This is a genomic window from Cytobacillus firmus (assembly GCF_023657595.1).
GTDB classification, from domain to species: Bacteria; Bacillota; Bacilli; order Bacillales; family Cytobacillaceae; genus Cytobacillus; species Cytobacillus firmus_B.
Genome location: NZ_CP098323.1, coordinates 2,248,885 through 2,270,778 on the forward strand (window position 1 = coordinate 2,248,885; position 21,894 = coordinate 2,270,778).

23 protein-coding genes are annotated in these 21,894 nt (G+C 40.9%); 12 read left to right on the forward strand and 11 right to left on the reverse strand.

What is annotated here, in order from left to right; genetic code table 11:
• Positions 1-208: 208 nt before the first annotated feature.
• Entirely contained in the window at positions 209-1,138 is a 930-nt protein-coding gene (locus tag NAF01_RS11455) for a 3'-5' exonuclease (protein ID WP_250802316.1), read from the forward strand.
• 115 nt (positions 1,139-1,253) lie between these two features.
• Positions 1,254-2,156: an aldo/keto reductase gene (locus NAF01_RS11460; protein WP_250802317.1), complete on the forward strand. Its 903-nt coding sequence runs from the start codon at positions 1,254-1,256 to the stop codon at positions 2,154-2,156.
• A 45-nt stretch (positions 2,157-2,201) separates the two neighbouring features.
• On the opposite strand, the gene NAF01_RS11465 is transcribed toward NAF01_RS11460, so the two are convergent.
• Positions 2,202-2,690 carry a hypothetical protein gene (locus NAF01_RS11465; protein ID WP_048010023.1) on the reverse strand — a complete coding sequence of 163 codons (489 nt, stop codon included), beginning with the start codon at positions 2,688-2,690 and terminating at the stop codon, positions 2,202-2,204.
• A gap of 728 nt (positions 2,691-3,418) precedes the next feature.
• On the opposite strand from NAF01_RS11465, the gene NAF01_RS11470 reads away from it, so the two are divergent.
• Positions 3,419-4,327 (forward strand): hypothetical protein, encoded by a 909-nt coding sequence (locus NAF01_RS11470; protein WP_250802318.1) that lies wholly within the window; start codon positions 3,419-3,421, stop codon positions 4,325-4,327.
• A gap of 40 nt (positions 4,328-4,367) precedes the next feature.
• Here NAF01_RS11470 and NAF01_RS11475 read toward each other — a convergent pair whose 3' ends face one another.
• Both NAF01_RS11475 and NAF01_RS11480 read right to left on the reverse strand, forming a co-directional pair.
• The gene (locus tag NAF01_RS11475; RefSeq protein WP_222500739.1) at positions 4,368-5,318 is read right to left on the reverse strand and encodes a LysM peptidoglycan-binding domain-containing protein; all 951 of its coding nucleotides are present in this window, start codon (positions 5,316-5,318) and stop codon (positions 4,368-4,370) included.
• 285 nt (positions 5,319-5,603) lie between these two features.
• On the reverse strand, positions 5,604-7,763 hold the full coding sequence (locus NAF01_RS11480) for a PAS domain S-box protein (RefSeq protein ID WP_222500741.1): 2,160 nt from the start codon (positions 7,761-7,763) through the stop codon (positions 5,604-5,606).
• A gap of 276 nt (positions 7,764-8,039) precedes the next feature.
• Between NAF01_RS11480 and yhfH the strand changes: the two genes are divergently transcribed.
• On the forward strand, positions 8,040-8,174 hold the full coding sequence (gene yhfH, locus NAF01_RS11485; RefSeq protein WP_009334590.1) for a protein YhfH: 135 nt from the start codon (positions 8,040-8,042) through the stop codon (positions 8,172-8,174).
• A gap of 170 nt (positions 8,175-8,344) precedes the next feature.
• Positions 8,345-10,159, forward strand: a complete 1,815-nt coding sequence (pepF, locus tag NAF01_RS11490) for an oligoendopeptidase F (RefSeq protein WP_222500743.1) — start codon at positions 8,345-8,347, stop codon at positions 10,157-10,159.
• 52 nt (positions 10,160-10,211) lie between these two features.
• Here the strand turns inward: pepF and NAF01_RS11495 are convergent, their stop codons facing one another.
• Positions 10,212-11,480 carry an erythromycin esterase family protein gene (locus tag NAF01_RS11495; protein ID WP_250802319.1) on the reverse strand — a complete coding sequence of 423 codons (1,269 nt, stop codon included), beginning with the start codon at positions 11,478-11,480 and terminating at the stop codon, positions 10,212-10,214.
• Positions 11,481-11,614: 134 nt separating this feature from the next.
• On the opposite strand from NAF01_RS11495, the gene NAF01_RS11500 reads away from it, so the two are divergent.
• Positions 11,615-11,803, forward strand: a complete 189-nt coding sequence (locus NAF01_RS11500; protein WP_163145062.1) for a hypothetical protein — start codon at positions 11,615-11,617, stop codon at positions 11,801-11,803.
• Positions 11,804-11,819: 16 nt separating this feature from the next.
• Entirely contained in the window at positions 11,820-12,062 is a 243-nt protein-coding gene (locus tag NAF01_RS11505) for a transcriptional regulator SplA domain-containing protein (RefSeq protein ID WP_048011640.1), read from the forward strand.
• Between the two features lie 48 nt (positions 12,063-12,110).
• Here the strand turns inward: NAF01_RS11505 and NAF01_RS11510 are convergent, their stop codons facing one another.
• The gene (locus tag NAF01_RS11510; RefSeq protein ID WP_315900343.1) at positions 12,111-12,353 is read right to left on the reverse strand and encodes a cold-inducible protein YdjO-related protein; all 243 of its coding nucleotides are present in this window, start codon (positions 12,351-12,353) and stop codon (positions 12,111-12,113) included.
• Between the two features lie 29 nt (positions 12,354-12,382).
• On the opposite strand from NAF01_RS11510, the gene NAF01_RS11515 reads away from it, so the two are divergent.
• Positions 12,383-12,520 (forward strand): hypothetical protein, encoded by a 138-nt coding sequence (locus tag NAF01_RS11515; RefSeq protein WP_222500746.1) that lies wholly within the window; start codon positions 12,383-12,385, stop codon positions 12,518-12,520.
• A 45-nt stretch (positions 12,521-12,565) separates the two neighbouring features.
• Here NAF01_RS11515 and NAF01_RS11520 read toward each other — a convergent pair whose 3' ends face one another.
• Complete coding sequence (locus tag NAF01_RS11520) at positions 12,566-13,312, reverse strand: YqjF family protein (protein WP_222500748.1); 747 nt, start codon at positions 13,310-13,312, stop codon at positions 12,566-12,568.
• Between the two features lie 143 nt (positions 13,313-13,455).
• Here NAF01_RS11520 and NAF01_RS11525 point away from each other — a divergent pair, with 143 nt between their 5' ends.
• Entirely contained in the window at positions 13,456-14,514 is a 1,059-nt protein-coding gene (locus NAF01_RS11525; RefSeq protein ID WP_222500750.1) for a sulfite oxidase, read from the forward strand.
• Positions 14,515-14,607: 93 nt separating this feature from the next.
• Here the strand turns inward: NAF01_RS11525 and NAF01_RS11530 are convergent, their stop codons facing one another.
• From NAF01_RS11530 to NAF01_RS11540, 3 genes are all read right to left on the reverse strand, one after another.
• Positions 14,608-14,769 carry a hypothetical protein gene (locus NAF01_RS11530; RefSeq protein ID WP_197207007.1) on the reverse strand — a complete coding sequence of 54 codons (162 nt, stop codon included), beginning with the start codon at positions 14,767-14,769 and terminating at the stop codon, positions 14,608-14,610.
• Between the two features lie 22 nt (positions 14,770-14,791).
• Positions 14,792-15,001 carry a YozQ family protein gene (locus NAF01_RS11535; RefSeq protein ID WP_048011637.1) on the reverse strand — a complete coding sequence of 70 codons (210 nt, stop codon included), beginning with the start codon at positions 14,999-15,001 and terminating at the stop codon, positions 14,792-14,794.
• A 146-nt stretch (positions 15,002-15,147) separates the two neighbouring features.
• Positions 15,148-15,249 (reverse strand): YjcZ family sporulation protein, encoded by a 102-nt coding sequence (locus tag NAF01_RS11540; RefSeq protein ID WP_082139040.1) that lies wholly within the window; start codon positions 15,247-15,249, stop codon positions 15,148-15,150.
• A gap of 350 nt (positions 15,250-15,599) precedes the next feature.
• Here NAF01_RS11540 and NAF01_RS11545 point away from each other — a divergent pair, with 350 nt between their 5' ends.
• The 3 genes from NAF01_RS11545 (at position 15,600) to NAF01_RS11555 (ending at position 19,253) form a co-directional block, all read left to right on the forward strand.
• Positions 15,600-16,817, forward strand: a complete 1,218-nt coding sequence (locus NAF01_RS11545) for a NupC/NupG family nucleoside CNT transporter (RefSeq protein WP_048011636.1) — start codon at positions 15,600-15,602, stop codon at positions 16,815-16,817.
• A gap of 208 nt (positions 16,818-17,025) precedes the next feature.
• Positions 17,026-18,510 (forward strand): aldehyde dehydrogenase family protein, encoded by a 1,485-nt coding sequence (locus NAF01_RS11550; RefSeq protein ID WP_197207003.1) that lies wholly within the window; start codon positions 17,026-17,028, stop codon positions 18,508-18,510.
• Positions 18,511-18,653: 143 nt separating this feature from the next.
• The gene (locus NAF01_RS11555) at positions 18,654-19,253 is read left to right on the forward strand and encodes an SCO family protein (protein ID WP_048011634.1); all 600 of its coding nucleotides are present in this window, start codon (positions 18,654-18,656) and stop codon (positions 19,251-19,253) included.
• A 43-nt stretch (positions 19,254-19,296) separates the two neighbouring features.
• Here the strand turns inward: NAF01_RS11555 and NAF01_RS24975 are convergent, their stop codons facing one another.
• On the reverse strand, positions 19,297-19,431 hold the full coding sequence (locus tag NAF01_RS24975; protein WP_258750305.1) for a hypothetical protein: 135 nt from the start codon (positions 19,429-19,431) through the stop codon (positions 19,297-19,299).
• A gap of 92 nt (positions 19,432-19,523) precedes the next feature.
• Entirely contained in the window at positions 19,524-21,881 is a 2,358-nt protein-coding gene (locus tag NAF01_RS11560) for a penicillin acylase family protein (protein WP_250802449.1), read from the reverse strand.
• Positions 21,882-21,894 lie beyond the last annotated feature (13 nt).

A 21,894-nucleotide genomic window follows, 5' to 3' on the forward strand; every position in this document is an offset into this window, starting at 1 on the left:
ACAGCTTCGCTGAAATACGCAGCTGTCAACTATGTACACCTTTAGTGTAAACGTTTCAAAAGAAATCGTAAACCGATTTGCTATTGAGCCGGGAAAAAAGTTCTATATTATCTCAACAGTTTGATGGATAATTCTGTTCCTTCCTTTTTTACCCGTTATTCTTTATAATATCTTGTTGGGCAGCTGGGTACAGAAAGGGTGATCGCACATGGCTGAACTAAAGCAGCTGGTTTTCTTTGATTTTGAAATGCTATGCAGCAAAAATGGCATGCTGTTTGAAGATATGGAGGCCATTCGTCTTGGTGCGGTAAAAGTGGATGTTGAATCAGGCAAGGTAACTGGATTTGACAGGTTCATCCGTCCGCAGCAGAACTCACCATTAAGTACTTTCTGCAAAGAATTGACTGGGATATCTGACTCTGATTTAGAGAAAGCGGATGACTTTCCTCAAGTGTTTAAGGATTTTCTCTTTTGGGTCGGCGGAGTTAAAAAAGCCAGATTCTTCTCCTGGTCGTCCAGTGATATCCTAAGACTGAAAGCCGATGCTTTGAGGCATAATCTTCCCCAGGCTACTATTGAAAAAATTACTAAAAGATATGTTGATTTTCAGGCTGTTTTCACAAAAAGAGCTTCCCGTACGGCAGCTTCTGTTGAAAAAGCGTTGTCCTTCTATGAACTTTCTTTTATCGGCGAACCCCATCATCCCATGTATGATGCTTATAATACACTGCGGATATATGAGTCATTTGAAGAGCATTTGGTAAAGACCGATTTAATTATGGTGCAGCAATTTATCTTTCAGGAAGCTGAACTCCCTCGTGTAGAAAGGCTCAGTCAGGAAATTAAGTATATATTCCAAAAAGACCTGGTGGAATTCTACTCCAATTTGAATGATGCCTTTCGTATGAAAGATGCCTGGAAATTAATTAAAAAAACAAAAAAGCTTGTTGAGAAATATGAGAATATCCTGCTGAGCCGTTCAGGCATTTTTGATAAAGAATTGATTACCGGAGTAGAAGAATTACTCAATTTTCATAAGGAACTTCAAATCGCTTACAGGGAACATTGTTCGTACACATCAAAAATTATGATTCTGCATGAGCAAATGGTTGAACCGCTGCAGAAAATATGCGTATAACATGGAGGTGACATAACTGTTGCCTCTTTTTTTATGTGGTTTTAAAATCGTTTAGCTTGGTATTCTTAAGATTTTCAGAGATAATAACAATACTAAAAATGAGGAGATGATACGTTTGGATAGAGTGCAGATGGCAGAAGATCTGTCGTTTTCAAGAATCGTCCATGGCCTTTGGAGACTGGCAGACTGGAAATTGTCAGATGAAGAGTTAATCACATTAATAGAACAGTGTTTTGAACTGGGCATAACGACATTTGATCACGCTGATATTTATGGAAGCTATACGTGCGAAAGCCTGTTTGGAAGGGCACTGGAGAAAAAGCCGGAGCTCCGCGGAAAAATGGAAATTGTTACGAAATGCGGGATTGTCCTCGAGTCACCAAACCGGCCCGAGCATAAATCACATCATTACAATACCGGAAAAAAACATATTATCGCTTCTGTTGAGAAATCATTGCAAAATTTGAAAACAGATTACATAGATACCCTGCTCATTCATCGTCCTGATCCTTTTATGGATCCTGGAGAAGTTGCTGATGCATTTTCAGCATTAAAATCCGCGGGCAAGGTTAGGCATTTTGGAGTTTCGAATTTTAAAAGCCATCAGTTCACGATGCTTCAGTCCTTCCTTGAAATGGACCTGATTACCAATCAAATTGAGCTGTCTGCCTTTCATCTCGAGAATTTCGAGGATGGCACTTTAAATTTGTGCATGGAAAAAAGAATTGCTCCGATGGCCTGGTCCCCCTTGGCCGGCGGAAAGATCTTCAGCAGCACCGAAGAAAAACCTGCGCGCCTTAGAACTGCATTGCTTAAAGTCGCAGAAGAAATCGGGGCGAATGATATTGATGAGGTTTTATTTGCATGGCTCTTAACCCATCCTGCCCGAATCATGCCAATCACCGGGTCCGGCAGGATCGAAAGAATTGAACGTGCTGTCCGTGCATTATCTTATAAACTTAACCGGGATCAGTGGTTTGAGATTTATCAAACTTCACTGGGGCATGATGTCCCTTAATAAAGAAAACAGCCCAATTCATAAATTGGGCTGTTTTTTTACATATTATTGAAAAACACTTTTAAAAGCAGGAGGAGATAATTCCACCTCTTCAAAAACTTTAGTCATGGAATTGATATATTCCTCTTTAAATGGCTCTGCTTCCGCCATATCTTCAGATCCTGCTTTTACAAGCTCTGCTTTTTTAGCATAGTATTGGGATAAGCTATCAACCGCAGCTTCAATATCCTTAGTATAGTCTGTTAATTCCTCCGGCACTGACACGGCTTTTGCGTCCTTTTCGAATGCTGCAGCTGCTTCAGCTGGATCCTGACCTTCAGCAGTTAAGCTGGCATCTGTGTTACGGATTACTTTTGTCACTTCTCCCTGATAGTTCAGCAGAGCCGAACGCACTTCTTTAGATTCATCAGCAGACTCTGTTGTTTCAGCTGCCGCCTCTTCCTTTTCTTCCCCTTTAGAAGCTTCTTCGTTTGAGCATGCTCCCAGCATGAGTGTCAGTGCAGCTGCTGAAAGCAAGAAAGGTAATTTCTTCATGCTTTTGTCCTCTCCTTCTTTTTGTTCAGAGGTAGTTTTGGTTGACTCCCTATGTAGTCAGATTGATGACATCCCTGCCAATTAACTGACAATTAATAATTTACCTATTTTTTGAATTTTTTGCAACACTTTTTATTACGATTTTCGAAATTTTTTAATAAAAGGCGCTGTTATATTTGTCTGTTGATTTCCGCTGCAGGCACTCCCTTTCCGTGGGCGGTCAGGGAGCCTCCTCGTCGCTATGCTCCTGCGGGGTCTCCCTTTGATCCGCACTCCCGCAGGAGTTTTGTGCCTTCCGCTCCAACCAACAGGGGTTAAAAAACAACAATAAGCCATAACAGAGCCTAATAAAAAGCAAGTAAGCTACGCTTAACAGAAAAATGTTTAGGCTTTTATCGCAGTCTTACGGGCAGTAATACTCCCATTTTAAGACTCAGCGGAATCAAAGGAGGATAAATGGGAGTCAAACTGCCCGTAAAGGCCCGATTGGTGAGATACAGTGAAACTTGCCGACGCGCAGGCAGAGGCTTAGTTGAACCAATCGGGTTCGTAGTGTCGATTGATCGAAGCGCTAGCGGAGATCTTAGCGACACTAGAACGCGACTAACAATCAGTGGGGGATAAAGAGCTCCCCACTGATAGAAGTTTCACTTTATAGGACAGTGCCCATCCCTCATAAAAAGATCATGCATAGGCTATAAAAAAGGTGAAAACTGAGGAGTGTTCCTATGGCACAAAAATCAAATGAGGATGCTAATCCTAAGCTTTATTTAAGCCATTCAGATACTGTTTCCAATCAGGGTACTTACCGTCTCAACTTTCTCCAGGAAGTAATAAAAGAGCAGCAGACCGTTAATACCCGCTTGTCTGAAACTTATGATGAGATGAAGACTCAGCTAGAGGATTCGTTTATTGATATGAGGAAGCTTGTAAAAAGTGCTGCCGGCAAACAAAGTAATCATATTGGGCATTTGACAGCTAAGATAGAAAAGCAGGATGCTTTTTTGGCGGGTTTTCTGGAAATGATGCATGAGCGCGAAAAGGAGAATAATTTATTGAATAAAAGGCTGGCTGTCTTGGAGGGAATGAATAAGGAGATTCTGGAAACTCTTGAAAATGAAGAGCCGGTAAACCAGAAAATACTTGAACAAATTTACTGTCAGGAAGCGGCAACACAGGCGCTTTCCCGTAAATTTGATAAATTCGAGGCATTTTCTGAAGAGGCCGTAACAAATTTTAAAGCACAGGAAGAAATGAAAGCAGAATTAAGCAAAAAGCTTGATGTCCAGGAAGTATTTCATAATACAGTAATGGAGCGTTTAGATCAGCAGTTCGCGTCATTTTCGGAGGAAGCTGAGAAAAAGTTTAAGACGCAGGAGCAATTGAAAGAAGAATTAAGCAATAAGCTTAGTGAACAGGAACAGGCCAGCAAGTCGATAATGGAACGTTTACATCGCCAGGAGGCGATCACTGAAAAGATCAGCAGACAATTGGATCATTTAAAGTCAATCGTTTATGAGCGTGCCTCCCACCTTACTGAACGCTTCGAAAAAAGCTTAAAACAGCTGTCAAAACCAGTCCACAGCTTCTTTGTCAGTCAGGAGGAAAAAGCAAGGGATGGCAAGAATAAAGAGTAAAAGAAAGAAGGCACCTGGAGAAGTGCCTTCTTTTCTAGCTTTAATCTAAAATTGTAACTTTAACAGTTTTTCTGCCAAAATTGATGGCATCTTCCTGAGATGGCATAAAGATATCAATCTTGTTGCCTTTAATGGCTCCGCCAGTGTCTCCTGCGACAGCTTCACCATATCCTTCAACATGGACTTTAGTTCCCAGCGGGATCACATTAGGATCTACTGAGATTACTTTTTGATCTGGATTTTCTTTTAAATTGATTCCTGTTGCTGTAATTCCTGAGCAGCCTTCACAATTAGCTGTGTAGGCTGTTGCTTCCATATTCAGCACTTTTTGAGTTGCTTCATCATTTGCATTTTCCGCAGGTTTTTCAGAAGCAGGCTCGGCAGCTGGTTTGGATTCCGCTGCAGGCTTGGCAGGCTCAGATGCAGGCTTTGATTCCGCTGCAGGATTAGCAGGTTCCGGATTAGACTCTGCGACTGGCTTTGCTTCTGGAGCCGGCTGTGATTTTTCAGCTGGCTGTGTTTGTTTTACTGCAGGCTGTTCAGATTTTTGCTCTGAAGCAGCTGCTGTTTTTGCAGGCTGTTCGGACTTTGCCGGAGCAGCCTGAACTGGAACAGCTGCAGCATTAACAGCTTTGGCATCCGGATAAAGAATTAATTCATCGTCCGGACGAATTAAATCAGAACTCAAGCTGTTCCATTCTTTGATTGCCTCAGCTGTGACACTATGCTCTCTTGCTATATCCCATAAAGTATCGCCTTTTGATACTATGTATTTCTTTTCAGGGTATACATTAAGTACATCATCCGGGTGGATGATATGCGAAGACAGCCCGTTCCATTCTTTAATCATGTCAACTGGTGTATTATATGACTGGGAAAAATCCCACAAAGTATCGCCTTTTTTTACTGTCACTTCTTCAGCTTGTACATTCGCACCTGCTGTTCCGGTAATTGCGGCAGCTGCTACAAAAGTTAAAATTGATTTTTTCATATGATAGAACCTCCCGTATAGCTCGTTTTTAGCTAACGGGGATAATAATAACATGGAATCTTTACTAAAAAAGAACAAACAGATAATAATCCCGTTACGGATATAACAGCCTCATAACAAACATATTTCAAAGTCAGGTGCCGTTTTAGACTGAAAGTGGTGCTTTTCCTGTTATCATGGGATTCGATCCAATGTTTTTATAATTTGTCCATTTATTGGCAATATCTATTTTTAAACAGGAGAGGAATTAATTTCTAATGAAAAAGCCAATCCGATTAGGATTGGCTAGGCAGATTTCGCAGGCAAAACAATATTGAATGTCGTACCTTTATTTAATTCACTCTCGATAAATACTTTGCCATTATGGCTTTCAATAATTTTAAAGCTGACCATCAAGCCTAAACCATTCCCATTTTTCTTGGTTGTAAAAAATGGTTCTCCGATATTTTTCAATTTTTCCTGTGGTATTCCGACACCTGTATCCTGTATCGCTATCTGCACCTGGTTATTTATGATAGCTGCTCTGACTGTAATATCTCCTCCATCAGGCATCGCTTCAATTCCATTTTTGATAAAATTAAGGAAAACCTGTTTAAGGCGGTTTTCGTCACATTCAATCTGGATGATATCCCGTTCATATTCGAAACGAATTTTCACGTCCCGTTTCCGGGCTTCGAATTCCAGAAAAGAGATGACATTCTTTATAATAGGTATGATATCTCTTTCTTCCAGTTCAGCGGCTTTTGGCTTAGCAAGAACCATAAAATCTTCTACTATATGATTTACCCGGTCAATTTCATCTAAAATGATGCTTAAGTATTCCTGTCTCTCTTCATTCGTTTCATCCAGCTGAAGGAACTCTGTATATCCTTTCATTGTTGTCAGCGGATTGCGGATTTCATGGGCAACCCCTGCAGCAAGCTGGCCCACTGCTGCCAGTTTATCCTGCCGATGCAGCACTTCCTCTGTTGTTTTCCTCTCGGTAATATCGTTTCTTATGGCTAAGTATTGATAAGGTTTTCCGTTCGCATTCATGAACGGCACGATTGTTGTATGGACCCAGTAATAAGACCCATCCTTTGCTTTATTTCGTATTTCCCCTCTCCATACTTCACCAGAGCCAATTGTTTTCCATAAGTTCTTAAAAAAATCTTTTGAATGCAGATTTGAATTTAATAACGAATGGTTTTGTCCTATCAGCTCTTGCCTGCTGTACTGGGAAATTTCACAAAACCTCTCATTTACATTGGTTATAATCCCTTTTTCATCAGTGAATGCAATAATGGAAGACTGATCAAGAGCAAATTTAATATCGTTAACCTCTTTCAAGGAATTTTTGAGATTGGCTTCAGCAGTTTTCAAGGCAGATATATCTGTCCGGATGGAAACATACTGATACGGTTTATTCTTTTTGCTGAGGAAGGGTACAATTGTTGTCTCGACCCAATAAAAGCTTCCGTCCTTTGCTTTATTTCGTATTTCTCCCTTCCATATTTCCCCCGACCCAATCGTTTTCCATAGTTGGTGGAAAAACTCTGGCGGATGATATCCTGAATTTAAAATATTATGATTTTTGCCCAGCAGTTCATATTCTTCATATTTGGAAATCTCAACAAATTTATCATTCACATACGTAATACTCCCCTTTGGGTCAGTAATAGCCACAATAGATGATTCATCAAGTGCAGCCTGAATATCGTGTAAGTTAGTGTCGCTTGCTTCCAGCCGCTTGCTCATTAGGGTGCTTGAAGCAATGAGGCCGCTAAGGATTAGAATCGCTGCAAATAATACCAGGAAAATCAGAAAAGTCCCCGGCGAGTCTCCCTCCCTGCTAATCTCCCCATTTGGATAGAATGAGGACGATCGGATGAGCAGAAAATACCCCTCTACAACGGCTCCGGCAATAATGAGTGCGCTTAAAGGCTTTATCCATATATGTCTTGAATAGGAAAGACTTTTTGAGTAAAAGAGCATCCAAAGTGAAAATAAAAAAGAAGCAAAAATAATCAGGGTGGAAATGAGAAATACAATGGAGCCAAATTGGACATTCATCCCGATAGCATACATTCCTGTTACATGGATGGATAGGACTGCCATCGTTAAAAAGAAGCTGCCCGCAAGAAGATTGCCTTTCTTCAGCTGTCGTCCGATTACTGCACTAAATGCCATTCCGGTAAAGGAGATGCCAAAAATCATGGACAATAAGGTAAGAGGAATATTGTAGCTTCCGGAAGCATTTATGTTGATCGCGACCATGCCAATGAAGTTCATGATCCATATGCCGATTCCAAGTGAAAAAGTTCCGCCTAAGAACAAGAACCTCTGATTGCTTTCAGATGATTTTATTAAAGTAAATAAATCTAATGCTGTATAGGAAGCCATAATGGTCAGTATAACGGCCGCAAATATTAATATCGGATTAAAAGATACAATTATCTCAGTCATCGCAGGCTTTAAGCCCCCTCATTTTTACTTTATTCAATATGATTGTAATGGAATCATTCATGCCATGGAAGAGGCTGGGAGAAATAAAGTCTGAAGCTCATTAAAACTGACAAGCTTAAGAGCAGATTTTAACCCTCTTTTATGCCTGAAAAAACAATAAATTAAATTTTTAAAAAAATTTAATCAAAACACTTCACATTAAAATATATTTGGTATATACTGTACTACAACAGAAGAAAACAAAATAAACTGTATTATAAAAAGGAGGAAATAGTAATGATTAAAAGTCCGGTTGAATTCTTCAGAACCCTTCCTAAAAAGGTATGTCCCGAGTGTGGCCAAACAGTAAAGGAACAGGCTGAATCATACTTAATGGAATGTGATCGCTGTCTGTCAAAGAAAATGGAATAGCACAATCAGCGGAAGGCTTCCTGGTCCTTCCGCTTTTTATTTATTAAAAAACCTCAGCTGTTGCTGAATAATATGAAATTATTTGAAAAGTCTATAAATATATCTCCTCTTCTTGTATAATTGTTCCATAAACTCTTTATTTAGAGAATCGAAATAGGAGGGAACGATATATGGTTCAAACAGCAATAACCAGATTAAAGCGTCATGAGGTACCGAAAGAGCGCACATGGAAAGTGGAGGATTTATTTGCATTGGAGGAAGATTGGCATAAAGAGATAAAGAGTATTGAAGAGGATCTTGCTGTTTTTGAGCAATACAAAGGAAAACTCCATGAAGGTCCGCAAGCTTTGCTTGACTGCCTTTCCGCTCAGGAAAAGCTTTCTATCCGTCTTGTCCAGGCCGGCACATATGCAAGCTTGCGCCAATCAGAAGATGGCACAAATCCCGATAATCAGGCTATTTCATCACAAATAGCCTCTTTAAGAGCAAAAGCCGCCTCCACTCTATCGTTTATTGATTCTGAGTTATTGTCTCTGCCTGATGGTACAATTCGAAAATACATAAAAGAAGAAAGCAGGCTGGAACCGTTCAGAAATGGGCTGACCGAACTGCTGGAAACAAAGAGGCACAGACTTTCTCCGGAAACGGAAGAAGCGCTGGCTGCATTAGGAGAAGTATTCGGTGCTCCCTATAATATCTATCAGGCTGCAAAACTTGCTGACATGCCATTTGCCTCATTTAAAGACAGTCAAGGAAACGAATTGCCCAACTCTTTTGCTCTTTACGAGGATCGCTATGAATTTTCGCCGGATACCACCATCAGACGGAATGCCTATGCCTCGTTTACAGATTCATTGGAAAACTACAAGAATACATTTGCTTCTGCATATTCTGCGGAGGTAAAAAAGGAGGTAACGCTTTCGAAACTGAGAAAATACAGCTCAGTCACACAAATGCTTCTCGATTCCCAGCATGTAACAGAGGAAATGTATAACAATCAGCTGGACATTATCCAAAAGGAACTTGCTCCCCATATGCGCAGATATGCTCAGTTGAAGAAAAAAGTCCTGGGATTGGATAGAATGCTTTTTTGTGACCTGAAGGCTCCACTTGATCCGGAGTTCAATCCGGAAACAACATTTGAAAAAGCATCAGAAGTCATATTGGAAGCTCTCAAGATAATGGGCCCGGAATATACCGATATAATGAAGAAAGGCCTGTCAGAACGGTGGGTTGATTTAGCTGATAACGTCGGAAAATCCACAGGCGCTTTTTGTGCAAGTCCGTACGGTTCACATCCTTTCATCCTGATTACATGGACAGACACGATGCGCGGTGCTTTTGTTCTCGCTCATGAGCTTGGGCATGCGGGTCATTTTTATTTGGCCAATAAATATCAGCGTATCATGAATACCCGCCCTTCAACCTATTTTGTCGAAGCACCCTCTACACTAAACGAAATGCTGCTTGGCCAGCATTTATTGGCTGGTACTGAAGATAAAAGAATGAAGCGCTGGGTTATTCTTCAAATGCTTGGAACTTATTATCATAACTTTGTCACACATCTTCTCGAAGGAGAGTACCAGCGCAGAGTATATCGTCTGGCTGAACAGGGTGTTCCGTTAACGGCGAAAACACTCTCAGCTCAAAAATTAGACACACTTGCTGAATTCTGGGGAGATTCGGTTGAACTGGATGATAAGGCCGCTTTAACCTGGATGAGACAGCCTCACTATTACATGGGACTTTACCCATATACCTATTCAGCCGGTTTAACAGCTTCCACTGCTATGGCACAAAGCATTCAGGAGGAAGGCCAGCCTGCTGTCGACCGCTGGCTTGATGTCCTTAAAGCCGGAGGAACGAAAAAACCGCTTGAACTGCTTAGGAGTGCCGGCATTGATATGTCTAAGCCGGATCCGATCCGCAAAGCAGTAAGCTATGTTGGATCATTGGTAGACGAATTGGAAAACAGCTATGTGTAACAAGAACCCCCTCCGATTTAAGGAGGGGATTCTTGTGTTTCCTCTGATGGTTTTAAAGTGTTCTGATAGGCAAATTAAGCGGTTTTAAGCTATTCGTTTTTTCTATAAAAACAAAGCTGTCATACCTTAGAGAAATTTTAGTGGGAACATAATTACCATACTGTTCATATTCAGGATTATATACAACTCCGATGGCCCGATGTCCAATAGTATCTGTGAATAGATCTCTGTTTTCATCGTTGAACAGCAATACTTTATCTCCGGGACCAGCCATTTGAAGGGCATCCTCCCAGCTTCCCGTCTGTGCGGGCGGCACCTCCATAACCTGCATTTCACTCCCCCATTGTTCGGCGGCTATAACGGTACCTGAGTAAGTGCCAAAGCATAATGCGAAAACTTGGTCTTCTCCGTATTTTTCGCGGAGGATTTGCCCAACATTCACAAGCCCCTCTTCTTTCATATCGGTTGCTCTTGCATCTCCAATATGTGTGTTGTGTTCCCAAACGATAACCTTTGCATCTTTTCCGTAAAATTCCGATACTTCCTCCAGTGCACTTACCATGTGATGGTCCCTGATATTCCAATCATCAGGACCGCCTTTTACCATCGCCCGATAATAGTTTTCTGCATTCAGGGCAACAAGGCTGTTTATCAAAAGGTTCAGTGATTCCTCTTCAAAGTTGTTGGTTTCCTCCCATTTGTTTTTAATTTTCAGCAAAAGGTCGGCAACCTCCTTATCGCAGGCGTCTCCATAAAATTCTGCAGCGACTGCATAATTTTCCGGTTTCCGGTGAAATGGCTCAAAGCAGGAAAATGCTTTTTTAGCAGCTTCCAGCTCGGCTGCTCCCTTTGATTCCAGAAGTTTTATTATTTCATCCATAGACTCCCATAAACTATATATGTCGATGCCATAGAAACCCGCCATTTGGCTTTGCTCTTTAATGTGCTGATTATAATCATGAATCCAGGTAATCAGCTGTTTTATTTCCTCATTCGCCCACATCCATGTCGGCCACCGGTTAAAATCCTTCAGTGCTTCAAGGGGGTTCATTGGCGTATACCCTTTAACATACCTGTTAACTGTAAAGCAGGAAGGCCAGTCCCCTTCCACAGCGATACAATTGAACCCTTTCCGTTCAATGAGCTTCCTGGATATTTCCGCTCTTATAGAATAAAATTCAGATGTTCCATGTGAAGCTTCTCCCAATAAAACAAATTTTGCTTTCCCGGCAGCTTCAATAATGCGCTCAAACCAAAATGGATCGCTGAGAGAGCCTGCTTCCGATTGAATAGCTGCAATCAGCCTTTTAGTTGCATTCATTCTTATCACCTCAATTTAGCCTTATAGCTAACTTGCCCATTTGAATTAGGATTATATGGCTGAATATTAGATCACTGCGGAGAGAAAACTTTAAAGAAAGATGCTCGAATATATTTCAGAAGGGTTAGTGAATCATGAAAGAAATGGATGAAAAATACCTGACTTCTGCACCGAAAGAAAAGATGGTTACCATTGGAAATGACGGCAAATTTCCGAATCTGAAAAATGCGGTCGGGGATTCTGTTGATGAACATGAACAGCTGGAAACGGCAAATGCTATTCTAGGCGCAAAAGAAATCGGCCAGCAAAATGAAAACCTATAAATGGGGAGTGAAACTAATGGAAACAATTGATCCTAAAAAAGTAAAATCGGGAGATGAGGTATATGTCATTTACCATAATCCTCACACGCCCAGTGTAGCAAACGTTAGGCCTGCTGAAATTGTTCCGCATCCAAAAGATCCTAATGCAGTAGCCCTCTTTCTTAATGAGTCATTTCATTTAATAGAAGAAGATGATGCACTGTTTTCTTCTGAAAAGGATGCAGAAGAGGCTTTTCAGGAATTATACGGAGAGTACTGACACAAATAAAGAAAGACTGTAAGGAATCAGTCTTTCTTTATTTGCTGATTATAAAATTTGCGGTAATTCCCTCATTTCGGCAGTTGTTTCATCACCGCATAATGGACATTTTAAATCTGAAGAGGCAAAATCTTTTCTCATCCAGCCATTGCAGCTATTACAGGAATACACCTCTGTGTCGAGCATTACAACCTCTGGCTTATCATCTTGGCCTTTTTTATTGAAAAAAATTGGAATCGCCTCCTTTTTTTCATAGTATGGACAAGAAACGGGAAAATTATTGAAAATGATAAAAACAAATTGGAAGAGGAGGCTATTTAATGTTCCGCCAACAGAAGAAGAAAAACCTTACTATCGCAGGAACAGATATTGATGAGGTAAAAAGGCTGAATAGCCAATCCGGATTATCCTATAACGAAGTAAAAAGAATGCTGGCAGAAAATTATTTAAAGAAATGAAGTTTTCATTGGGTTAGATCATGAAAAAGGCTGTCTGCTTGTTTATCATGATGTAACCCTTGTTAAGGGCCAAAAATAAGCATGCTTTTGAGGAGAATAGTGTAAAATTGGCTCGTTCGTAAAGTACTTGTCAGGTAAAAATGATGCCATTGTATTTTCGTATATCGAACATGAAGCTTCATGCAGCTGCCATTTTGTATGATGGATATCCCCGCGAAAAACTTCTTCACCTTTTGTTACCCATAGACAATATCTCTCAGTCAGCCATTCATCAAGTGACCCTGCCTGTGCATTAAATGGGCTGGAAGCTGGCTTATATTGGACTTTGATTTGTACGCTCTCTTTATTTTCGTTTTTTCTCCTGCTTTCATAATTAATGAGTCCTTCTGTTTTATCAACTTTCATTTCGGCATTCATATAGGGCAGGAAATATAGCATTCTGGCTCCTGTAACCGCTAAAAAATTATCGGCATCCAGGCTGAAAAAATACACACCTTTCTTGCCCCCATACTCTACATAAGTTCTTACATTCAGCTCATTCATTGATTTCATCATTGGCAATGCCGGCAAGCCGCGGACTCTCATTCTGCTGATCCAGAAAGGTACTATTCCGATCCAGGCTTCGCCCTTAAATGTATCCAGAGTTAACTGAGAAGGAATATGCTTCTCCATTATTTCTGCCGGTACCGGCCAATGTGCAAACAGAACATCATTCCATATTTGCTCCATCACCCAGGGTTTATCAGGCAGCGGAAAAGGTCTGTGCCCTGTTATCTGTAATTCTTTCTTCATGCTTTTACCGCCCTTCAGCATTTTTATTAACGATTATTCCTTCAAAATGCCGGCAGTAAACTTAGTAACGATAAATGAAGTTCAGATAGTCTATAGTTCTAAGCTTTAGCATTGCCCTGTATTATTAATAGAGGTGATGGTCCATGAATAAGCGTCTATCAGTACCTTATTTGAAAACACTCAGTCTGACACCGGAAAACCAGGAGTCTCCCATTCATTTTCTGAAGAATTGGAAAACACCGCAGGGTTATTTCTATCTAAGGAATCATTTTGCATACCCGCAAATTCATACCCGGAATTTAGTATTGTCGATTGCCGGCAATGTTCATAAACCGATGGAAATATCATTTAATGAACTTATCCGCTTTCCATTCATAGAAATTCTGGTCCCTCTGGAATGCTCCGGCAATAACAGAGCTAAGTTCAAACCAAAGGTTTTTGGTGAGCAGTGGGAAGAAGGGGCAGTCAGTCAGGGGAAATGGAAAGGAGTACCTTTGAAAGAGCTGCTGGATAAAGCGGGACTATTGGCTGGAAGTAAAGAAGCTGTGTTTGCGGGAATGGATTTCGGTGAACGCAAAGATTTCAAAGAATCCTTTTACTTTGCAAGAAGCCTGCCGATTGAAAAGGCACTCCATGAAGATACGATCGTAGCATATGAATATAACGGCAAGCCCATACCTTATAAGCATGGTTATCCTTTTCGGCTAATTGTCCCTCAATGGTATGCAATGGCCTCCGTTAAGTGGCTTAGAAATATATTTATTATTCAGCATGAATTTAATGGCCCATTTCAAACAAAAGATTACGTTTACTATCCTTATGAAGATAGCGATTTAGATAAAAAGCCTGTTACAGCCATAAATGTTAACAGCACAATCCAGCATCCATTGGATCGTTCCATTGTTAATGAGGGGTTACATGTTATAAAAGGTATTGCCTGGACTGGAACTGGTACTATTAATGAAGTCGCAATAAGCTTTGATCATGGGGATACTTGGAGAAAAGCGTCGCTTAAATACAGAGGAAACGAAAAATACTCCTGGGTAAAGTGGCATTTTAATTGGGAGGTAAAAAAGGGCGAATATACCATTCTTGTGCGGGCAACAGATACAGAGGGCAATATTCAGCCAATAAAGCCTTACTGGAACAGGAAAGGATACGGATATAATGCTGTGCAAAAAATAAAAATTCAAGTGGTATAACCCGTTTTTCCATGCAAAATCCCCAAAGTGCAAAAAGAGAAGATGTTTTTAATACATCCTCTCTTTCTAGTTCTATTCAATTAGCAGTGCTAATTAATTTTCTTCATCTGTCCTCTTGCCTGCTTCCGGTTCACCAGGTGTCTGATTGCCTGTTGTAGCCTGATAGCCCACCCGATAGGAAGAAGTCCTCTTTTTTCGGAGAACTTCCGGCATTTTATATTGGCTCAGGTCTTCTTGAGCATCTCTCGGCGCCATTGAAATGCCTCCTTTCTATCCGTTATTCATCATACCCTTTACGGGGGATGGAAATATCCACGCCAACTACATCCTCAATAACGGCATCCGCCTGTCCTTCCATATAGGTATCACTTACCTGCTCATGCGTTGTTGCGAGTCCTGAAGAAAGCTGATCATTTCTTTTATAATCCTCAGTTTCATAATATCTGCCAGCAATATTCGTGCCTTCATTATTATCTTTTTTATTCATGCATAATCCCTCCTTCTAATAAGAACTATCCTTATTTTGGACATTAAACCGATTATCATACGATTCAAATCAAACTCTATGTGTGAAAACAAAAAATCTGCCCTGATTAAGGCAGATTTTAAGCAGTTTACATGTTCATTTATCCTTTAATATCCCCAGCCTACGCAAGCAGCACCAACAATGATTAGAAGTATAAACAGGACAACGATTAAAGCAAAACCGCCGCCATATCCTGCACCTGCACCCATTCTAACACCTCCTGACGTCTAGTGACAGTGTATGAACATGATGTTTGTCCCGAATGGGCAGTTGTAACGGAGCAATAAAATAAAATCAAAGATACTTTTACCTTATCGGAGCCTGGCAATGATTTAGAAAGAAAAAACGCCGAAAATGTGAACAAAATAGGAGATTAATCACCCAATTTAATTTGGTAAGAAAAAAACTCTTTACTGCAAACGGATTCATGTTAAAATGGACAGGTAATCAAGTTAGATGTCTGACGTCTATTCACAAACCTCTTTTATCAGAGGTCTATATTTTTGACGTTTCGTAAAAACGTTTTCATTCTACTAAATTCAACAAATGAGGTGTCAACATGAGTTTTATCTGGGGTATATTTGGGATTGTGACCGTATTGGGAATAGCTTTCCTTCTTTCATCAAATCGTAAAGCGATCAATTTACGCACAATTCTTGGCGGTCTAGCCATTCAGTTTGCCTTTGCCTTTGCCGTGCTAAAATGGGATCTTGGGAAAAAGGCACTGGAAAAATTAACTTTTGCAGTAAATGACATTGTAAGTTACGCCAATGAAGGAGTTAATTTCCTCTTTGGAGGATTATTTCAAGAAGGTTCAGGTGTTGGATTTGTATTTGCATTCCAGGTCCTGACAGTTGTTATCTTCTTCTCTTCCCTAATCTCCGTTCTATATTATACAGGGATCATGCAATTCATTATTAAAGTGATTGGCGGAGGCCTTTCTAAGCTGCTCGGAACCAGCAAGGCAGAATCGATTTCTGCTGCTGCCAATATTTTTGTCGGACAGACAGAGGCACCTCTTATCGTCCGCCCTTTCATCAGCAAAATGACAAAGTCGGAATTATTCGCTATCATGACCGGCGGTTTGGCTTCCGTGGCAGGTTCAGTTCTGATTGGTTATTCACTGCTTGGTGTTCCACTGGAATACCTGCTTGCAGCAAGTTTTATGGCAGCTCCTGCAGGTCTTGTAATGGCTAAAATGATGATGCCTGAAACTGAAAAATCAGAAACAACTGATGATATTAACATTGAAAAAGATACGAAATCTGTCAATATCGTAGATGCTGCGGCCCGGGGAGCGAGCGATGGTTTAATGCTTGCCTTGAACATCGGCGCCATGCTTCTTGCTTTCATCGCTTTAGTTGCCTTAATCAATGGAATCATCGGTTTTGCAGGCGGACTTTTCGGGCTTGAAAACTTAACACTTGAAATGATTCTTGGCTTTATTTTTGCACCAATTGCTTTTGCAGTTGGAGTCCCTTGGGCTGAAGCAGTACAGGCTGGCGGCTACATCGGCCAAAAGCTTGTGTTGAATGAATTCGTTGCTTACTCAGCCTTTGCTCCTGAAATCAGCAGCCTGTCTCCTAAGACTGTTGCAGTAGTAAGCTTCGCGCTTTGCGGCTTTGCGAACATTTCCTCTATGGCCATCCTTTTGGGCGGCCTCGGCAACCTGGCTCCTGACCGCAGGAATGATATTGCCAAGCTTGGCATCCGTGCAGTTATAGCTGGAGCTCTTGCCTCTCTATTAAGTGCAGCAATTGCAGGAATGTTAATTTAATAGTCTGATAGCATACTGGATAACCGGTATGCTATTTTTTTTGAGGTAAAGGCGAGAATTGTCGAAAATTATCTGAAAATTATTTTAATTCAGAGTTGATTTTATATTTTTATTAATGTTAAAGTATTGATGTAAGCGTTACCAATAGTATTCTTCTAAAGTTTTGCAGCATGGAAATACATAGACTACTATTTTAAGGAGGAATTATATGAGTCAGTTAACTGCAGGTTTAAAAGAAAAGGTAGAAAAGTTCTTAAGCGGAAAGAAGAAATTATATATCAATGGTGAATTTGTAGAAAGCAAATCACAGAAAACGTTTGATACGTATAATCCAGCGACAGGAGAAGTTCTGGCTACTGTTTTCGAAGCAGGTGCAGAAGATATTGATCTCGCAGTAAAAGCAGCCCGAAAGGCGTTTGATGAAGGAAAATGGTCTAAAATGAGCGCTTCTAAGCGCAGCCGCCTGATGTACAAGCTTGCCGATCTTATGGAAGAAAACAGTGAAGAATTAGCACAGCTTGAGACATTGGATAATGGAAAGCCAATCCGTGAAACAACAAATGCCGATATTCCATTGGCAATTGAACATATGCGCTACTATGCAGGCTGGTCTACGAAGATTGTCGGACAGACTATTCCTGTCAGCGGACCATTCTTCAACTATACCCGCCATGAAGCCGTTGGTGTAGTGGGGCAAATCATCCCTTGGAACTTCCCTCTTCTAATGGCAATGTGGAAGCTTGGTGCTGCCCTGGCAACAGGATGTACGGTTGTTCTTAAACCAGCGGAGCAAACACCTCTTTCCGCTTTATATCTTGCTGAGTTAATGGATCAGGCAGGCTTCCCTCCAGGGGTTATCAATATTGTCCCTGGTTTTGGAGAAACAGCTGGCCAGCCGCTTGTTGACCATCCGCTGGTAGATAAAATTGCCTTTACTGGTTCTACTGAAGTAGGTAAACGGATTATGTCCAATGCTTCAAAGACCTTGAAGCGGGTTACGCTTGAACTTGGCGGCAAGTCTCCGAACATTATCCTGCCGGATGCTGATTTATCAAAGGCAATTCCTGGAGCTCTTAACGGTGTTATGTTCAACCAGGGACAGGTTTGCTGTGCCGGCTCCCGTGTTTTCATACAAAAGAAGCAGTTTGATAATGTTGTAGCTGATATGGCTTCACATGCTAAAAAAATCAAGCAAGGTGCCGGAATTCATGCTGACACTGAAATCGGCCCGCTTGTATCTGCTGAGCAGCAAAACAGAGTTCTTGGGTACATTGAAAAAGGCCTAAGCGAAGGTGCTCAGCTTGTAGCAGGAGGAGATAAGCCTCAGGAGCAAGGTTACTTCGTCTCCCCTACTATCTTTGCAGATGTTAATGACGAAATGACAATTGCGAAGGAAGAAATCTTCGGACCGGTTATTTCGGCCATGCCTTATGATGACATTGACGAATTAATTAACCGTGCCAATAACAGCGAATATGGATTAGCTGCAGGAGTTTGGACTCGTGATGTTGCAAATGCACACTATGTGGCCAATAAACTCCGCGCTGGTACAGTTTGGGTGAACTGCTATAACGCTTTCGATGCTGCATCCCCATTTGGCGGCTATAAGCAATCCGGTATCGGACGTGAAATGGGCTCATACGCTCTTGATAACTATACAGAAGTTAAGAGTGTATGGATCTCCATGAAATAATAGCCGAATCAAAAAAAGGAACCTTTCGGGGTTCCTTTTTTAATGGAAATCCTTTAAAGTTTCTTCCCATTAAGAATAAGTTCACAGATTATCCATAGGATTTTTGATGGATATTATTTATCCTTATATTGGGAGGGGAAATAATGAAAAAAGTATATATGATTTCCGCTATTATTGTCGTATTAGGCATTGCTGCCGGCATTTCTTTTTTTATCATTCGTGATATGACATCAAAGATACCTGAACATATTACACTTTTAACCGATGATGAGAAGGTATATGACTTTGAAGAATCTGATGAAAAGCTGAAGCTTGTTGAATTTATTTATACGCACTGTCCGGATATATGTCCGACGACTACCCAAAGGATGAATCTCCTGAAAAGTGATCTTACTAATGAGGGTGTATTTGGGGACAAAGTGCAATTTATTACTGTTACGATCGACCCTTATAGGGATACCGCAGATGTTCTTAAAAAATATAGAAGCACCTTTGATATTGAAAATGATGAGAATTGGATCTTTCTTACTGCTGATCCTGATACATTGAAAAAGGATCAGGCAGAAATTCAGGAGCTCGCAAACACTTTCCAATTTCAATACCGTGATCCCGGTGATGGCTTCTATGTTCACAGCACCTTTGTGTATTTGCTTGACGAGAATAATAAATTTATTAAGAAGTTCCCTATGGGAGAAGATTTTGACAGGAATGAAGTTTTCAAAAAGATAATGAAGCAAATTTAACAAAAAAAATGGCGGATTTTAGGATCCGCCATTTTTTTTTAACCTAGTTCGCAGAAGAAGATAAATTTTTGTTTTGGTCAATGAGTATTAAAGTTTTTGATCTTGGCTTTGAGAAGCTTACTTTAATACCGGATTTCTTTAATCGGTTTACTAAATCAACCAGCTGTTTTTTAGCCATCTAAAAAACTCCTTTTTCCCTGCCTGTATGATTAATATTTTACATGAAATTTATGAAAAAACTATGAACAAAAAGAAACAATTTATACTTTTTCAAGGTTTTAATAAAAGAGTCTGCCTGGTTTTTACTTCAGTGAGAACTGTTTTATGATAGTTCCCATCTGCCCAGTCTTTCATCTGATCATGGTACCACTCGCTTAAAGGATGTCCGGATTGCCCTGGTCCCACCAGATGGTAGGCAGTATTCATGTTTTGTGTATCAATCACAAATCTCCATGAGCCTCCATGATTCACTGTGCCATCGTCTTTGTTGGCTGCCGCCTGCACAGTGACTGAGCTGCCGCCAACAGGAATTTGGCCCTCTCTATTAAACAAATAGTTTAAAGGTTTTACACTCGAAAGCGGGTGGGAAAAAGCTAATTGATGATAGCTACCCCATTTCCATTTAGTCGGGCTGCTTCCTTGAAGATCTTCGGCTTCCTTGACCGCTGTACTCAATGATTGGGAAAGGATTTCCTGCAATCCGCCCTTTTCTTCAATCCAGATGCTTTCCCGGCCATTTGCTGCATTTCTCAATAATTCATCCACTGCCTGCTTTTGTCCTTTGAAAAGCTTCCTCATTTCGGGAGATATCTGATCTTCAAAAAGAACATCGGATATGCTTTTCATCCAAAGATTGAAAATAAGAGGGGCTGCCTCATCCTTGCTGTCAATATAATTCCATTTACTCAGGATCGATAAAGCTTCCTTTTCAAGAGCGGTGGATGGTTCTTTCATTCCGGACAGGAAAAGCGGTATGAATTCCTTTGCCTGCAGGTTTTTCTGATCCATTTGCAGTGACATCATATCTTCAGCTGTAAGATCATCCTTGCTCTTGAGAAATTCCTGAATGCGCATTTGTCTATAGGGCTGTGCCCAATCATGACTGATATGGTAAGGGTAGCTGTCATCAATAACCTTATTGTTTGCCGTTGATATATACCCTTCTTCGGGATTGACCGTTTTAGGCAGCTGATCATAAGGAATGTAGCCTTTCCACCCATATTCATCCGACCAGCCGGGCACTGGCAGCAGTCCGTCTCCTTTCTTTCTGATTGGGATTTTACCATTTGCTTTATAAGCAATAGTTCCATCCGAAGAAGCAAATACAAAGTTTTGGGCAGGTGTATGAAATAACTCCAATGCTTGTTCAAACTGATTCCAGTCTGATGATTTATTCATTTTTAGAATGGCTTCCAGCTCTTTTGAAGGCTGAAGCGCTGTCCATTGTAAGGACAGAACGGTATCCTTGCCGCTGTCTCCAGCAAATTCCGATATCACAGGTCCGTGGCGTGTAATCGTTATTTTATAGCTAATTGGCTCTTTGCCTTTTACCTTAATTGGTTCTTCTATTTCTTCTGCCTTTTCCCACTTTTCATTGAATAGAAACTCGTTTTCTTTGGCAGGATTCCTTTTTTCGATATACAAATCCTGAACATCTGGTCCTGTATTGGTTACTCCCCATGCAATATCTTCATTGTGACCGAGGATGATGCCCGGGATTCCGGCAAAAATGACACCGCTGACGTTCATTTCAGGAGACTCCAGGTGCATCTGATACCAGATGGAAGGTGTGCTGAGAGACAGATGAGGGTCATCAGCCAAAATAGGCTTTTCTGATGCCGTTTTACTGCCGGCTGCCACCCAGTTATTGCTTCCGTTAAATTCAGGAGGCGTGATGACAGATGCAAAGCTTTCTTCAATATTTAAGTTGTGTTTTCCTATTATGTATGGGGCTTCATCCGGATAGGAGGGGAATAATTCATATGCTTTATCTTCCGGAAAACGCTGAAGGAGATAATAGCGGAACGCCTGGCTTTCCCAGTGTCCGCCAAGATCATATGCCATATATTTGCCAATAGTGAGCGAATCCGCTGGAGACCATTCTTCCGGTTCATAGCCGAGTATGGAAAATTCAATAGGCATTTTTCCATTTTCTTTAACCTCTTTAATATAAAGATTAACTCCTTCTGCAAACCAGCCTAAAATCTGTTTTGCATCGGAGGAGTATGCTTCATAGGATGCTTCTGCAGCCCTTCTCAAACCAAGAGTTCTAAAATATTTATCATTTTCAACTGTAGCCTCTCCAATTACTTCACTCAATCTTCCCGATGCCTGACGCCTGCTTAAATCCATCTGAAAAAGGCGATCCTGAGCCTGGACATAGCCTTGTGCAATAAAAAGGTCCCGTTCATTAGCAGCAAGCAGGTGCGGGACTCCGCTGACATCCCGATTGACCATTACTTCCTGAGAGATGGAGCCTATTCTGATTTCCCCACCTGTTTTAGGCAGAGAGCGGGACAAAAAACCATACATAATGAAAAAGGCTGCAGCCAGCAGCACTAATATGATAGCAATGCTCCAAAGCGAGTACTTCTTCCACTTTGATTTTGGCTGGAGCTGGATCTCAATATTGCCTTCCATA

Excerpts from the sequence above, each read along its gene's own strand:
- NAF01_RS11495 (WP_250802319.1), bottom strand. The coding sequence starts at position 11,480 with ATGAATGCAACTAAAAGGCTGATTGCAGCTATTCAATCGGAAGCAGGC.
- NAF01_RS11530 (WP_197207007.1), bottom strand. The coding sequence starts at position 14,769 with ATGGCGCCGAGAGATGCTCAAGAAGACCTGAGCCAATATAAAATGCCG.
- NAF01_RS11470 (WP_250802318.1), top strand. The coding sequence starts at position 3,419 with ATGGCACAAAAATCAAATGAGGATGCTAATCCTAAGCTTTATTTAAGC.
- NAF01_RS11525 (WP_222500750.1), top strand. The coding sequence starts at position 13,456 with ATGAATAAGCGTCTATCAGTACCTTATTTGAAAACACTCAGTCTGACA.
- NAF01_RS11545 (WP_048011636.1), top strand. The coding sequence starts at position 15,600 with ATGAGTTTTATCTGGGGTATATTTGGGATTGTGACCGTATTGGGAATA.
- NAF01_RS11555 (WP_048011634.1), top strand. The coding sequence starts at position 18,654 with ATGAAAAAAGTATATATGATTTCCGCTATTATTGTCGTATTAGGCATT.
- NAF01_RS11515 (WP_222500746.1), top strand. The coding sequence starts at position 12,383 with ATGTTCCGCCAACAGAAGAAGAAAAACCTTACTATCGCAGGAACAGAT.
- NAF01_RS11455 (WP_250802316.1), top strand. The coding sequence starts at position 209 with ATGGCTGAACTAAAGCAGCTGGTTTTCTTTGATTTTGAAATGCTATGC.
- NAF01_RS11465 (WP_048010023.1), bottom strand. The coding sequence starts at position 2,690 with ATGAAGAAATTACCTTTCTTGCTTTCAGCAGCTGCACTGACACTCATG.
- NAF01_RS11520 (WP_222500748.1), bottom strand. The coding sequence starts at position 13,312 with ATGAAGAAAGAATTACAGATAACAGGGCACAGACCTTTTCCGCTGCCT.
- NAF01_RS24975 (WP_258750305.1), bottom strand. The coding sequence starts at position 19,431 with ATGGCTAAAAAACAGCTGGTTGATTTAGTAAACCGATTAAAGAAATCC.
- yhfH (WP_009334590.1), top strand. The coding sequence starts at position 8,040 with ATGATTAAAAGTCCGGTTGAATTCTTCAGAACCCTTCCTAAAAAGGTA.
- NAF01_RS11550 (WP_197207003.1), top strand. The coding sequence starts at position 17,026 with ATGAGTCAGTTAACTGCAGGTTTAAAAGAAAAGGTAGAAAAGTTCTTA.
- NAF01_RS11540 (WP_082139040.1), bottom strand. The coding sequence starts at position 15,249 with ATGGGTGCAGGTGCAGGATATGGCGGCGGTTTTGCTTTAATCGTTGTC.
- NAF01_RS11505 (WP_048011640.1), top strand. The coding sequence starts at position 11,820 with ATGGAAACAATTGATCCTAAAAAAGTAAAATCGGGAGATGAGGTATAT.
- NAF01_RS11535 (WP_048011637.1), bottom strand. The coding sequence starts at position 15,001 with ATGAATAAAAAAGATAATAATGAAGGCACGAATATTGCTGGCAGATAT.
- NAF01_RS11480 (WP_222500741.1), bottom strand. The coding sequence starts at position 7,763 with ATGACTGAGATAATTGTATCTTTTAATCCGATATTAATATTTGCGGCC.
- NAF01_RS11475 (WP_222500739.1), bottom strand. The coding sequence starts at position 5,318 with ATGAAAAAATCAATTTTAACTTTTGTAGCAGCTGCCGCAATTACCGGA.
- NAF01_RS11500 (WP_163145062.1), top strand. The coding sequence starts at position 11,615 with ATGAAAGAAATGGATGAAAAATACCTGACTTCTGCACCGAAAGAAAAG.
- pepF (WP_222500743.1), top strand. The coding sequence starts at position 8,345 with ATGGTTCAAACAGCAATAACCAGATTAAAGCGTCATGAGGTACCGAAA.